We start from the raw sequence: 12,533 nt of genomic DNA, 5'->3' as shown, positions 1-12,533 counted from the left end.
CTCAAGCGGGAGCAAGCTCCCTCGCCACACACAACGGATATCACCCGATCGTCGGTACCAAGCTTCCTGCTTTTGCGATCCGGCGACGCTGTATCAGCACGCCGGATATCACCACCAACACACTCAGCAGACCGGTCGCAAGAATCTCCACGCGATGGGCCTCCTGGAACAGCATGATGGTCAAAGCCACGACGATGAACACGATCACCGCGTAGGTGAGGCCCGGGAACAGCCACATGCTGAAGGCGATTTTCTCACCGCGAACCATGCGCTGTTTGCGCATACGCAGTTGCGAAACCGCAATGACCAGGTACACCAGCAACGCGATGGCACCCGAACTGGCCAGCAGGAATTCAAAGACAGCGGCCGGGGCCACGTAGTTGGCGAACACTGCAACGAAGGCTGCAGTGGTCGACAGAATCACAGCCCAGTAAGGTGTGCCGCTCTTGTTGGTACGCTGGGAAACGGCCGGTGCATCACCGCGCTTGCCCAACGAGAACATCATGCGCGAAGCCGTATACAACGCGGAGTTCAGGCAGCTTGTAACCGCCACCAGGACCACGATATCGACGATCAGCTTGGCATTCGGGATGCCCATGCGCTCCAACACCGTCTGGTAGGAACCTACACTGGTAAGAATCGGATCGTTCCATGGCACCAGGGCCACGACGATGAAGATGGACACCAGATAGAACAAGCCAATCCGCCAGATGACCGAGTTGGTCGCCTTGGAAATCTGCTGGCCAGGGTTCTTCGATTCGGCGGCCGCAATGGTCACGATCTCGGTGCCCATGAATGAAAACATGGTGGTCAGGATCGCCCCCAGCACCGCGCCCATACCGTTGGGCAGGAAGCCTTGGGTATCAAACAGGTGAGAAACGCCGCTAACCTCGCTGTTGGGCAGCAAGCCAAAGATCGCCAGGATGCCTAGGCCAATGAAGCCAATGATCGCTACAACCTTGACCAGGGCGAACCAGAACTCAAACTCGCCGTAGTTCTTCACGCTGAACAGGTTGGTGACCGTCAGCAGTAGGGTGATGACCAGGGTGAAGGCCCAGATGGCCACGTTGGGGAACCAGGCGTGCAGGATGGTCGCGGCCGCGTTGGCCTCCAGCGGAATAACCAGGACCCAGAACCACCAGTAGAGCCAGCCGATGGTGAAACCGGCCCAGTGACCGATCGCACGGTCGGCATAAGTCGAGAATGAACCGGTGTCCGGCGATGCCACCGCCATTTCGCCCAGCATCCGCATCACCAGCACCACCAGTGCGCCCGCGGCAGCGTAGGCCAACAGCACGGCCGGACCGGCCGCTGCGATAGCGTGGCCGGAGCCGACGAAAAGGCCGGCGCCAATTACGCCGGCGATGGATAGCATGGTCACATGCCGTGGTTTAAGGCCTTGCTCCAGAGTGTTGGATGTTTGCGTACCGCTCATTGAGACTACCCTTGGTATTAGATTTATTCGTACCACCTCGGACCATCGTTTTCTGTGTAAATTTAAAAAAACGATGTGTAATTTATTTAATACGCAAGATCTACGCCAGGGATTGCCATCTCCCCGTATGCCGGGGCCCACGTCATATTCTTAACTCATTGAATTAAAAGATTTTGTGTTGGGGTGTTACTGGGTTACCCGCTTACTGACCCGTCGGTCTGTCGAGGGAATACCTTGTTGTTTCAGGTATAAAAAAAGGCCAACGCATGAGCGTTGGCCTTTTTTCGTTGGAGCGGTTGCTGGATCAGAAATCCAGGTTAGACACCGCCAACGCATTGCTCTCGATGAAGTCACGGCGAGGTTCGACCGCATCACCCATCAGGGTGTTGAAGATCTGGTCCGCGCCAATGGCGTCTTCGATGGTGACTTTCAGCATCCGGCGCGAGCTTGGGTCCATAGTGGTTTCCCACAGCTGATCCGGGTTCATTTCACCCAGACCTTTGTAGCGCTGGATGGTATGGCGCTTGGTGCTTTCGGCCATCAGCCATTCAAGGGCTTCCTTGAACTCGGTGACGGCTTTCTTGCGCTCGCCGCGCTGAATGTAGGCGCCATCATCCAACAGCGTGCTCAGTTGCGCGCCGAGGGATACAACGGTCTTGTAGTCATTGCTGCCGAAGAAGTCGCGGTTGAAGGTGACGTAGTTCGACAGGCCATGGGAGATCAGTTCGACCTCCGGCAGCCAGACGTTACGTTCACGATCTTCGCGCAGGCTGGCTTTGTAGACCAGGCCAGACTTCTCTACGGTGCGCAGGCGAACTTCATACTGGGCCAGCCAATCTTGCATCGCCGCGTGATCGGACAGCTGCTCCATGCTGACAGCCGGCAGGTAGATGAAGTGCTCGGTCAGTTCCTGTGGGTACAGGCGCGACAGGCGCTTGAGGGTCTTCATCACCAGGCGGAAGTCGTTGACCAGGCGCTCGAGGGCTTCGCCAGAGATGCCTGGGGCTTCTTCGTTAAGGTGCAGGCTCGCATCTTCCAGGGCCGACTGCGTCATGTACTCTTCCATGGCGTCGTCGTCTTTGATGTATTGCTCTTGCTTGCCTTTCTTGACCTTGTACAGCGGTGGCTGAGCGATGTAGATGTAGCCGCGCTCGATCAGCTCCGGCAACTGACGGAAGAAGAAGGTCAGCAGCAGGGTACGGATGTGCGAACCGTCGACGTCAGCATCGGTCATGATGATGATGTTGTGATAACGCAGCTTGTCGATGTTGTACTCTTCGCGGCCGATGCCACAGCCCAGCGCGGTGATCAACGTGCCGACTTCCTGGGAAGAGATCATCTTGTCGAAGCGCGCCTTCTCGACGTTCAGGATCTTACCCTTGAGCGGCAGGATGGCCTGGGTCCGGCGGTTGCGTCCCTGCTTGGCGGAACCGCCAGCAGAGTCACCTTCCACGAGGTACAGCTCGGACAGGGCAGGGTCCTTTTCCTGGCAGTCGGCCAGTTTGCCCGGCAGGCCGGCGATGTCCAGCGCGCCTTTGCGGCGGGTCATCTCACGGGCCTTGCGCGCGGCTTCACGGGCACGTGCGGCGTCGATCATCTTGCCGACCACCAGCTTGGCTTCGTTCGGGTTCTCCAGCAGGAAGTCGGAGAAGTACTTGCCCATTTCCTGTTCGACCGCGGTCTTCACTTCGGAAGAGACCAGCTTGTCTTTGGTCTGGGAGCTGAACTTCGGATCCGGCACCTTCACCGAGATAATCGCGGTCAGGCCTTCACGAGCATCGTCACCGGTGGTGGCGACTTTATGCTTCTTCGCCAGGCCTTCCTGCTCGATGTAGGTGTTCAGGTTACGCGTCAGCGCTGAACGGAAGCCCACCAAGTGGGTACCGCCATCGCGCTGGGGAATGTTGTTGGTGAAGCACAGCAGGTTCTCGTTGAAGCTGTCATTCCACTGCAGGGCGATTTCCACGCCAATGCCGTCGTCACGCTGGACGTTGAAGTGGAACACCTGGTTGACCGGCGTCTTGTTGGTGTTCAGGTACTCGACGAACGCACGCAAGCCGCCCTCGTACTTGAACAGCTCTTCCTTGCCGCTGCGTTCATCCTTGAGGACGATGCCGACACCGGAGTTCAGGAAGGACAGCTCACGAATCCGCTTAGCCAGGATGTCCCAGCTGAAGTGGATGTTCTTGAAGGTATCGCTGGAAGCCTTGAAATGGATCTGGGTGCCGGTGCTTTCGCTGTCGCCAACGATTGCCATCGGTGCCTGGGGCACGCCGTGGATGTAGGTCTGCTCCCAGATCTTGCCACTGCGGCGCACGGTGAGAACAAGCTGTTCGGACAGTGCGTTCACGACCGAGACACCTACACCGTGCAGACCGCCGGATACTTTATAGGAGTTATCGTCGAACTTACCGCCAGCATGGAGGACGGTCATGATGACCTCGGCGGCGGAAACGCCTTCCTCTTTGTGTACGTCTACCGGGATGCCACGGCCGTTATCGCGAACGGTGATGGACTCATCCGGGTGGATGATGATGCTGATGTCGTCGCAATGGCCGGCCAGGGCTTCGTCGATCGAGTTGTCGACCACCTCGAACACCATATGGTGCAGACCGCTGCCATCGTCGGTGTCACCAATGTACATACCGGGACGTTTGCGTACGGCATCCAGGCCTTTAAGCACTTTAATGCTCGTTGAGTCGTACGTATTTTCTTCGCTCAATGCCTTCACTCCCGATGGTCGTGGGTCTGGGTGATACGGCCCTGTTCCACGTGGAACAGAGCGACTGGCGTTTCCGTCTGCCAGCCTTCCCTCAATAATTCGTGATCTACACAGGTGATGAACACCTGGCAGCGTAAGTCTTCCAACAAGCGGCAAAGTGCGCGACGGTGGGCTTCGTCCAGCTCGGACGGCAAGTCATCCACCAGATAAATACACTGACCGCGACGGGCCTGGCTGACCAGGTGCCCTTGGGCGATACGCAAGGCACACACCACCAACTTCTGCTGCCCCCGGGACAAGATGTCCGCGGCGTTATGCGCGCCCAATCTGAGGCGCAAGTCAGCGCGTTGTGGTCCGGCCTGGGTATGGCCCATCTGCTGGTCCCGCTGCAGCGAGCCAGCCAGCACGGCACTCAATTCCCGATCCTTGTCCCAGCCTCGGTAATAGCTGAGCGTCAGACCCTCAAGCTCAACCAGTTCGCTTAAGGTCTGCTCGAAGACCGGTTTCAAGGCTTTGATGTAAGCGCGGCGGTATTCATCGATTTCAGCGCTGGCCTGGCACAGTTCCCTGTCCCAAACCGCTTGCGAAACGGCGTCAAGTGTACCATGTCGCAGCCAAGAGTTTCTCTGGCGCAGCGCCTTCTGTAAGCGCTGCCAAGTCGACATGAAACGTGGTTCCACGTGAAACACACCCCAGTCCAGGAACTGCCGACGGATCTTCGGCGCGCCCTCCAACAAACGGAAGCTGTCCGGGTTGATCAACTGCAATGGCAGGATCTCAGCCAGCTGCGCGGCGCTGCGAGCGTTCTGTCCATCAATGCGAATCTGGAACTCACCTTGCCGGTCTCGGGAGATCCCCAAGGCGCTGTGACCCCCTTCAGCGAGCTCCACCTGCCCGAACACTGTGCAAGCCAATTGATCGTACTGGATGACCGGTAACAGGCGGCTGCTGCGAAACGAACGGGCAAGCCCCAGCAGGTGAATGGCTTCCAGGACACTGGTTTTGCCGCTGCCGTTGGCGCCGTAAAGGATATTGATGCGGGGGGAGGGGGAGAAGGTCACCGGGTGCAGATTGCGCACCGCGGTGACCGAGACGCGACTTAAAGACATCTAGCTTCTGCTGAACATGATTACAGACGCATCGGCATGACAACGTAAGCCGAATCGTCGTTATCGGACTCTTGCACCAGCGCACTGCTGTTGGAGTCAGACAGGATCAGACGTACTTGCTCAGTGGTCATCACGCCCAGCACGTCGAGCAAGTAGCTGACGTTGAAGCCGATTTCCAGGGAGCCGCCGTTGTATTCAACGCCCACTTCTTCTTCCGCCTCTTCCTGCTCCGGGTTGTTCGCCTGGATTTTCAGCAGACCATTGGCCAGTTGCAGGCGAATGCCACGGTACTTCTCGTTGGACAGAATCGCGGTACGGCTGAAGGCTTCGCGCAGCGCCTGACGGTCGCCCAATACCAACTTGTCGCCGCCTTTAGGCAGCACACGCTCGTAGTCAGGGAATTTACCGTCCACCAGTTTCGAGGTGAAGGTGAACTCGCCGGTGGTCGCGCGGATGTGGTGCTGGCCGAGCACGATGCTGACGTTGCCGTCCGGCTCAGTCAGAAGACGGGCCAGCTCCAGAATACCTTTACGCGGCACGATCACCTGGTGGCGGTCGGGTTGACCAATATCGGCCTGCATCGAGCACATCGCCAGGCGATGGCCGTCGGTGGCGACGGCGCGGATGATCCCGGCGGAGACTTCCAGAAGCATGCCGTTGAGGTAATAACGCACATCCTGCTGGGCCATGGCGAAGCTGGTGCGTTCGATCAGGCGACGCAATTTGCTTTGCTCGAGGCTGCAGGTCAGCGAGCCCGGGCCTTCTTCCACCGCCGGGAAATCGTTGGCCGGCAGGGTCGACAAGGTGAAGCGACTGCGACCGGCCTTGACCACGAGCTTCTGCTCATCGACCTTGATGTCGATCAGGGCGTCGTTGGGCAGGCTTTTGCAGATGTCCATCAGCTTGCGCGCCGGTACGGTAATGGAACCCGGATCAGCAGGCTCTTCAAGCTGCACACGACCGACCAGCTCGACTTCCAGGTCGGTACCGGTCAGCGACAATTGCTGGCCTTCGACAACCAGCAGCACGTTGGAAAGTACCGGCAAGGTCTGGCGGCGTTCGACGACGCCTGCGACCAGTTGCAGGGGTTTCAACAGGGCTTCGCGTTGAATGGTGAAATGCATGGTCTAGTCCCTTGCCTTAATAAGCTGCGCTGGTGGTCATCAAGTGGTCAGTGTTCGCAGCAGGTTCTTGTAGTCCTCGCGGATGTCCGCGTCGGATTCCTTAAGTTCATTGATCTTGCGGCAGGCGTGCAACACCGTGGTGTGGTCACGCCCGCCAAACACATCGCCAATTTCCGGCAAGCTGTGGTTGGTCAGTTCCTTGGACAAGGCCATGGCCACCTGGCGTGGGCGAGCCACCGAACGCGAGCGACGCTTGGACAGCAGATCGGAAATCTTGATTTTGTAGTATTCAGCAACAGTACGCTGAATGTTATCCACAGAAACCAGTTTGTCTTGGAGCGCCAACAGATCCTTCAAGGATTCACGAATCAGCTCGATGGTGATGTCGCGGCCCATGAAGTGCGAATGAGCAATCACGCGCTTGAGGGCGCCTTCGAGCTCACGCACGTTCGAGCGGATACGCTGGGCAATGAAGAACGCGGCGTCGTGAGGCAGCTCGACCTTGGCCTGGTCGGCCTTCTTCATCAGGATCGCCACCCGGGTTTCCAGCTCTGGCGGCTCGACGGCTACCGTCAGGCCCCAGCCGAAACGCGACTTCAGGCGTTCTTCAAGGCCCTCGATTTCTTTCGGGTAGCGGTCGCTGGTGAGAATGACCTGCTGCCCGCCTTCAAGCAACGCGTTGAAGGTGTGGAAAAACTCTTCCTGGGAGCGTTCCTTGCGGGCGAAGAACTGAATATCGTCGATCAGCAAGGCGTCCACCGAACGGTAGAAACGCTTGAACTCGTTGATTGCGTTCAGTTGCAGCGCCTTGACCATGTCGGCCACGAAACGCTCGGAATGCAGGTACACGACCTTGGCATTCGGGTTCTTCTTTAATAGGTGGTTACCCACCGCGTGCATCAAGTGGGTCTTACCCAAGCCCACGCCACCATAAAGGAAGAGCGGGTTATAGCCATGCTTGGGGTTATCCGCGACCTGCCAGGCGGCCGCTCGGGCCAGTTGGTTGGACTTACCCTCGACGAAATTCTCGAAGGTAAAGGTGCGGTTCAGGTAACTGGTGTGCTTGAGCGCCCCTTCGACCTGGACGGTGCGCTGTTCGGCGCGCACCGGAGCCTGCTGGGAGCTGGCGCCGGCCATTGGATCGAAGCTGTCCCGAGAGGGCTCTTCGCTGACCTCGGCCGTTTTTTGCGTACTACGTTTGCTCGAAGCAGGCGCAGGGACCGGTGCAGCATGGTTAACCGGCGCCGCTACGGCCTGGGCCTGGGAGGCTGCAGCAGCCAGCGGGGCATTGGGTGCGGCCCGCGGCGCCGAGCTGCGCTTGCTACCTATTAATAAGGACAACGCAGGCGCCATGCCATTGCCATGCTCGTCGAGCAGTTCAAGGACCCGGCCCAGGTACTTTTCGTTAACCCAGTCGAGAACGAAACGGTTCGGTGCGTAGACGCGCAACTCGTCGCCTTCGGCTTCGACCTGTAGTGGACGGATCCAAGTGTTGAATTGTTGGGCAGGCAGCTCATCGCGCAAAAGCTCCACGCACTGCTGCCAAAGTTCCACTGACACGGATATCCCCTAAGTTGAAAGCCGGTGAGGCAAAAACAAGCGGCCATTGTAGCGAGCAGACGTCCACTTATCCACATGCAGGTTGCTGATCGCCCATGATTTATCAATGCCTTAACAGAGAGAAAGACGACAGGCGGTCGGTGGATAAGCTCTGTGGATAACCACCCTTGAGGTCGTTGCACAAGTAGGGGTGAAAGTCTGTGGGTAACCGCCCTGTGGATAACTAGCCATTCCACACACAGCTTATCCGACAGCGCAGCACAGGCTGACCACTGCTTTCCCTTGTAGTTGTCATTCTCTGTACATGCTGAATTACAAGGGCTAAGCGCTGTTATCCACAGGCAACGGCCACCCTTGCTTTTATAAGCTTTACAGAAAAGCTTTAAATAATTCCCTTCTTTATTTCTATATCTAGCGCTGCGGAGTGAATCCATCGAAGCGGCTGGAGATCTATTTGAAGGAAACGCTGGTTGGAAATTGACCTAGAGGCTTGCTTTCTCTAGAATCCCCGGTCTCTTAAAACGGGGGCCATTCCGGCCCGTTGTGGACGAACCAGGTAACACGACATGAAACGTACTTTCCAACCAAGCACTATCAAACGCGCTCGTACCCACGGTTTCCGTGCTCGCATGGCTACCAAGAACGGTCGTGCCGTCCTGTCGCGTCGCCGCGCCAAAGGTCGTGCGCGTCTGGCAGTTTGATAATCCGGCACTGGAGGTGAGTCAGGACTTCAGTCGGGAAAAGCGTCTGCTTACCCCCCGGCATTTCAAGGCAGTCTTTGACTCCCCTACCGGCAAGGTTCCGGGGAAAAATCTCCTGCTCCTTGCGCGCAACAACGATCTCGATCACCCCCGACTAGGGCTGGTTATCGGGAAAAAGAGCGTCAAGCTCTCCGTTCAGCGCAATCGCCTCAAACGTCTGATGCGCGAATCGTTTCGCCTGAACCAGGATTCACTGGTCGGTTGGGACATCGTTATCGTCGCGCGCAAAGGTTTGGGTGATGTAGAAAACCCCGAATTGATTCAGCATTTCGGCAAGCTCTGGAAGCGTCTGGCACGCAACAAGCCAGTACCAGCAGTCAACACCGAAACTGTAGGGGTAGACAGTCCCGATGCGTAAACTGGCACTCGTTCCGATCCAGTTTTATCGCTATGCCATTAGTCCCCTGATGGCCAGTCACTGTCGTTTCTACCCCAGTTGTTCCTGCTACGCGTATGAAGCCATAGAAAATCATGGCCTTCTGCGCGGTGGCTGGCTGACCTTTCGTCGTTTAGGTCGCTGTCATCCGTGGAATCCCGGCGGTTATGACCCGGTTCCGCCTATCCCTACCTCCCGTTCTTCTTCGATGGCCGAGTAATCATGGATATCAAACGCACGATCCTGATCGTCGCCCTGGCAATCGTGTCCTACGTCATGGTCCTTAAATGGAACCAGGACTATGGCCAGGCTGCCCTGCCGACTCAGAATGTTGCAGCCAGCAATACCGCACCGAGCCTGCCGGACACCCCAACGGGTACCACCGCTGCCAGCAATGACGATATTCCGCGCGCGGCAAACGATACCAGTGCCCCAGCCGAAGCCCCCGTGGCTGCGAGCAAGGATCTGATTCAGGTCAAGACCGATGTGCTTGAACTGGCAATCGATCCACAAGGTGGTGACATCGCCCAGCTGAAGCTGCCGTTGTATCCACGTCGCCAGGATCATCCGGACATTCCGTTCCAGCTGTTCGACAACGGCAACGAGCTGACCTATTTGGCCCAAAGTGGCCTGATTGGCACCAATGGCCCGGACGCAAGCCCGGCCGGTCGCCCGGTTTACTCCGCCGAGAAGAAGACTTTTCAACTGGCTGACGGTCAGGACCAGTTGGTCGTGGACCTGAAGTTCAGCAAGGACGGCGTCAACTACATCAAGCGTTTCGCCTTGAAACGTGGCCTGTACGACGTGACCGTTTCCTATTTGATTGACAACCAGAGCGCTCAGTCCTGGTCCGGTGCGATGTTTGCGCAACTGAAGCGTGACGCCAGTTCTGATCCGTCGTCGAGCACTGCCACCGGTACCGCGACTTACCTGGGCGCAGCCCTGTGGACAAGTTCGGAGCCGTACAAGAAAGTGTCCATGAAAGACATGGACAAGGCGCAGCTCAAGGAAACCGTTCAGGGCGGCTGGGTTGCCTGGTTGCAGCACTACTTTGTAACTGCCTGGATCCCGCAGAAGGGCGAAAGCAACGTCGTCCAGACGCGTAAAGACAGCAAAGGCAACTACATCGTCGGCTACACCGGCCCGGCATTGACTGCCGCGCCAGGTGCGAAAGTCGAGACCAGTGCCATTCTGTATGCCGGTCCAAAAAGCCAGGCGGTATTGAAAGAGTTGTCCCCAGGTCTGGAACTGACCGTGGACTACGGTTTCCTGTGGTTCATTGCCCAGCCGATCTTCTGGCTGCTGCAACATATCCACAGCCTCGTCGGTAACTGGGGCTGGTCGATCATCTTCCTGACCATGCTGATCAAGGGGATCTTCTTCCCATTGTCGGCAGCCAGTTACAAATCCATGGCGCGCATGCGCGCAGTGGCACCGAAACTGGCCGCTCTGAAAGAACAACATGGCGACGACCGGCAGAAAATGTCCCAGGCCATGATGGAGTTGTACAAGAAGGAGAAGATCAACCCGTTGGGTGGTTGCTTGCCGATTCTCGTACAAATGCCTGTGTTCCTGGCGCTGTACTGGGTTCTGCTGGAAAGCGTGGAGATGCGTCAGGCACCGTTCATGCTGTGGATTACCGACCTGTCGATCAAGGATCCGTTCTTTATCCTGCCGATCATCATGGGCGCGACCATGTTCATCCAGCAGCAGCTGAACCCGACACCTCCGGACCCGATGCAAGCGAAGGTCATGAAGATGATGCCGATTATTTTCACCTTCTTCTTCCTGTGGTTCCCAGCAGGCCTGGTGCTGTACTGGGTTGTGAACAACGTGTTGTCCATTACTCAACAGTGGTACATCACGCGTAAGATCGAAGCGGCTGCGAAAAAAGCCGAGGCGTAACTTGCTCTGTGGATAACCACACAAAACGCCCCCTAGTGGGGCGTTTTGCTATCTGCCACTTTTGTCTGGATACCGGTTTATGAGCGTACCGCGTGAAACCATTGCTGCCGTTGCCACCGCCCAAGGTCGTGGAGGGGTCGGCATCGTCCGTATTTCCGGACCTTTGGCCAGTGTCGCGGCCAAGGCTATCAGCGGCCGTGAACTTAAACCGCGGTTTGCCCACTACGGACCGTTCTTCAGTGATGACCAGCAGGTGCTCGACGAAGGCCTGGCCTTGTATTTCCCGGGCCCCAACTCCTTCACCGGTGAGGACGTCCTGGAACTGCAGGGACACGGCGGTCCGATCGTGTTGGACATGTTGCTCAAGCGTTGCCTGGAACTGGGCTGTCGCCTGGCCCGGCCGGGGGAGTTCAGTGAGCGGGCGTTCCTCAACGACAAGCTCGACCTGGCCCAGGCTGAGGCCATCGCCGATTTGATCGAAGCCAGTTCTGCCCAGGCCGCGCGCAATGCGTTGCGTTCCTTGCAGGGTGCATTCTCACAGCGTGTGCATAACCTCACCGAACAATTGATCGGCTTGAGGATTTATGTGGAGGCTGCGATCGACTTTCCGGAAGAGGAAATAGACTTCCTCGCCGATGGCCATGTGTTGAGCATGCTCGATAAGGTACGCGATGAGTTATCCACAGTGTTGCGCGAAGCGGGACAGGGAGCTTTGTTGCGCGACGGCATGACCGTGGTGATTGCCGGACGGCCAAACGCCGGCAAATCCAGTCTATTGAACGCTCTGGCCGGTCGTGAGGCCGCCATTGTTACTGAGATCGCCGGCACGACCCGGGACATCCTGCGCGAACATATCCACATCGACGGCATGCCACTGCATGTGGTCGACACCGCAGGCTTGAGGGATACCGACGACCAGGTGGAGAAGATCGGTGTTGAACGAGCACTAAAGGCCATTGGCGAGGCCGACCGGGTCTTGCTGGTGGTGGATGCCACCGCGCCGGAAGCGGACGATCCATTTGCCCTGTGGCCTGAATTCCTCGAGATCCGCCCGGACCCGGCCAAAGTCACCTTGATTCGCAACAAGGCCGACCTGACCGGGGAAGCGATTGTGTTGGAAGTCAGCGGCGATGGCCATGTGACCATCAGCCTGAGCGCAAAATCGGCGGGAGAAGGCTTGGAGTTGCTGCGCGAACACCTCAAGGCCTGCATGGGCTATGAGCAAACCTCGGAAAGCAGCTTCAGCGCCCGCCGTCGGCACCTTGAAGCCCTGCGCCACGCCAGCGCGGCGCTGGAGCACGGTCGCGCGCAATTGACCCTGGCCGGTGCTGGTGAGTTGCTGGCCGAAGATTTGCGTCAGGCTCAACAGTCCCTTGGGGAAATCACCGGTGCTTTCAGCTCCGATGACTTGCTGGGGCGAATCTTTTCCAGCTTCTGCATCGGCAAATAACCTCCTTTCTCTAAAAACCGGGCTGTCACTCGACCGCACATCGAGGCGAACCCAGTCCGGTTTCCTTCCTGTCCAGAACGATTGCCCTTCG

The 12,533-nt window shown here is 57.7% G+C and carries 10 protein-coding genes; 5 read left to right on the top strand and 5 right to left on the bottom strand.

All coding sequences use genetic code 11. From position 1 onward, the window contains the following. Window positions 1-40 precede the first annotated feature (40 nt). The 5 genes from gabP to dnaA form a co-directional block, all read right to left on the bottom strand. Window positions 41-1,435 carry a GABA permease gene (gene gabP / locus QNH97_RS28945; RefSeq protein WP_283554964.1) on the bottom strand — a complete coding sequence of 465 codons (1,395 nt, stop codon included), beginning with the start codon at window positions 1,433-1,435 and terminating at the stop codon, window positions 41-43. 304 nt (window positions 1,436-1,739) lie between these two features. Beyond that, a complete protein-coding gene (gene gyrB, locus QNH97_RS28940) occupies window positions 1,740-4,157 on the bottom strand; it encodes a DNA topoisomerase (ATP-hydrolyzing) subunit B (RefSeq protein ID WP_283554963.1) in 2,418 nt (805 codons plus the stop codon). A 5-nt stretch (window positions 4,158-4,162) separates the two neighbouring features. Beyond that, window positions 4,163-5,266, bottom strand: coding sequence for a DNA replication/repair protein RecF (gene recF / locus QNH97_RS28935; RefSeq protein ID WP_265032274.1), 1,104 nt, complete (start codon window positions 5,264-5,266; stop codon window positions 4,163-4,165). Between the two features lie 20 nt (window positions 5,267-5,286). After that, window positions 5,287-6,390, bottom strand: a complete 1,104-nt coding sequence (dnaN, locus tag QNH97_RS28930) for a DNA polymerase III subunit beta (RefSeq protein WP_283554962.1) — start codon at window positions 6,388-6,390, stop codon at window positions 5,287-5,289. A gap of 39 nt (window positions 6,391-6,429) precedes the next feature. Beyond that, entirely contained in the window at window positions 6,430-7,950 is a 1,521-nt protein-coding gene (gene dnaA, locus QNH97_RS28925; protein WP_283554961.1) for a chromosomal replication initiator protein DnaA, read from the bottom strand. A 566-nt stretch (window positions 7,951-8,516) separates the two neighbouring features. Between dnaA and rpmH the strand changes: the two genes are divergently transcribed. The 5 genes from rpmH (at window position 8,517) to mnmE (ending at window position 12,442) form a co-directional block, all read left to right on the top strand. Next, entirely contained in the window at window positions 8,517-8,651 is a 135-nt protein-coding gene (gene rpmH, locus QNH97_RS28920) for a 50S ribosomal protein L34 (protein WP_003213577.1), read from the top strand. A 16-nt stretch (window positions 8,652-8,667) separates the two neighbouring features. Next, window positions 8,668-9,069 (top strand): ribonuclease P protein component, encoded by a 402-nt coding sequence (gene rnpA / locus QNH97_RS28915; protein ID WP_025216287.1) that lies wholly within the window; start codon window positions 8,668-8,670, stop codon window positions 9,067-9,069. After that, window positions 9,062-9,307: a membrane protein insertion efficiency factor YidD gene (gene yidD / locus QNH97_RS28910; protein ID WP_010465488.1), complete on the top strand. Its 246-nt coding sequence runs from the start codon at window positions 9,062-9,064 to the stop codon at window positions 9,305-9,307. The genes rnpA and yidD overlap by 8 nt, the downstream gene beginning before the upstream one ends. 2 nt (window positions 9,308-9,309) lie before the next feature. Beyond that, window positions 9,310-10,992: a membrane protein insertase YidC gene (yidC, locus tag QNH97_RS28905; RefSeq protein ID WP_283554960.1), complete on the top strand. Its 1,683-nt coding sequence runs from the start codon at window positions 9,310-9,312 to the stop codon at window positions 10,990-10,992. Window positions 10,993-11,071: 79 nt separating this feature from the next. Further along, window positions 11,072-12,442 carry a tRNA uridine-5-carboxymethylaminomethyl(34) synthesis GTPase MnmE gene (gene mnmE, locus QNH97_RS28900; RefSeq protein ID WP_283554959.1) on the top strand — a complete coding sequence of 457 codons (1,371 nt, stop codon included), beginning with the start codon at window positions 11,072-11,074 and terminating at the stop codon, window positions 12,440-12,442. Window positions 12,443-12,533 lie beyond the last annotated feature (91 nt).

Origin of the sequence: Pseudomonas sp. G2-4 (assembly GCF_030064125.1) — a bacterium.
Lineage (GTDB): Bacteria > Pseudomonadota > Gammaproteobacteria > Pseudomonadales > Pseudomonadaceae > Aquipseudomonas.
The sequence above is the reverse complement of the archived record's forward strand: the minus strand, read 5'-3'. Positions and strand labels throughout refer to the sequence as shown.

What these genes read in the sequence shown, in the direction of transcription:
- gabP (WP_283554964.1), bottom strand. Translation starts at nt 1,435, where the DNA reads ATGAGCGGTACGCAAACATCCAACACTCTGGAGCAAGGCCTTAAACCA.
- recF (WP_265032274.1), bottom strand. Translation starts at nt 5,266, where the DNA reads ATGTCTTTAAGTCGCGTCTCGGTCACCGCGGTGCGCAATCTGCACCCG.
- dnaN (WP_283554962.1), bottom strand. Translation starts at nt 6,390, where the DNA reads ATGCATTTCACCATTCAACGCGAAGCCCTGTTGAAACCCCTGCAACTG.
- rpmH (WP_003213577.1), top strand. Translation starts at nt 8,517, where the DNA reads ATGAAACGTACTTTCCAACCAAGCACTATCAAACGCGCTCGTACCCAC.
- yidD (WP_010465488.1), top strand. Translation starts at nt 9,062, where the DNA reads ATGCGTAAACTGGCACTCGTTCCGATCCAGTTTTATCGCTATGCCATT.
- yidC (WP_283554960.1), top strand. Translation starts at nt 9,310, where the DNA reads ATGGATATCAAACGCACGATCCTGATCGTCGCCCTGGCAATCGTGTCC.
- mnmE (WP_283554959.1), top strand. Translation starts at nt 11,072, where the DNA reads ATGAGCGTACCGCGTGAAACCATTGCTGCCGTTGCCACCGCCCAAGGT.